A 632-nucleotide genomic window follows, 5' to 3' on the forward strand; every position below is an offset into this window, starting at 1 on the left:
CACCTTCGGCGACACCCCGGTCCGCTTCCCCTTCAGCACCGCCGTGGTGGAGTGCTACGCCGACGCCAAGTGAGCGCGCGCCACCTGTGCGACCATGGCCGGCAGAGCTCGAACGCGGCTCCTGGACGAGTGCGCCGTACCCAGCCCACGACAAGACGGCGCGTGGGAGTTCGACATGGGATGGATCGCGCTCGTGATCTCCGGAATGCTGGAAGCGGTATGGGCGACGGCCCTCGGCAAGTCACAGGGCTTCAGCCGCCCGGTCCCGTCCATCGTCTTCGTCCTGGGCCTGCTGCTGAGCATGTCCGGCCTCGCCTTCGCCCTCCGCACGGTCCCGGTGAGTACCGGCTACGCGGTCTGGGTCGGCATCGGAGCCGCCCTCACGGCGGCCTACGCGATGCTCTTCGGTGGTGAGCCGGCCAGTACGGTCAAGATCCTGCTGCTGCTCGGGATCATCGCGTGCGTGGCGGGGCTGAAGCTGACGCACTGAGCGGTTCTCCGTACGGCCGGACGTGCCCCCGAGGCTGCCCTTCGGGTCCTTCCGGGACCGCGGTGGGCGCGGGGATACTGCGCGGGAACGTGTCATCCCTCTGCCGAAGGAGCAGCGTGCGCAAGCACGAGGAGCCCGACAC

General features: G+C 69.3%; 1 protein-coding gene and 1 riboswitch. The gene reads left to right on the forward strand.

Going from position 1 to position 632, the window contains the following annotated elements; all coding sequences use genetic code 11:
• The first annotated feature begins 101 nt into the window (after positions 1-101).
• Positions 102-165: riboswitch (guanidine-III (ykkC-III) riboswitch) on the forward strand.
• 10 nt (positions 166-175) lie between these two features.
• Positions 176-490 carry a DMT family transporter gene (locus tag CCN33_RS30590; RefSeq protein WP_086696515.1) on the forward strand — a complete coding sequence of 105 codons (315 nt, stop codon included), beginning with the start codon at positions 176-178 and terminating at the stop codon, positions 488-490.
• Positions 491-632 lie beyond the last annotated feature (142 nt).

It is taken from the genome of Streptomyces recifensis (genome assembly GCF_002154615.1).
GTDB classification, from domain to species: domain Bacteria; phylum Actinomycetota; class Actinomycetes; order Streptomycetales; family Streptomycetaceae; genus Streptomyces; species Streptomyces griseoluteus.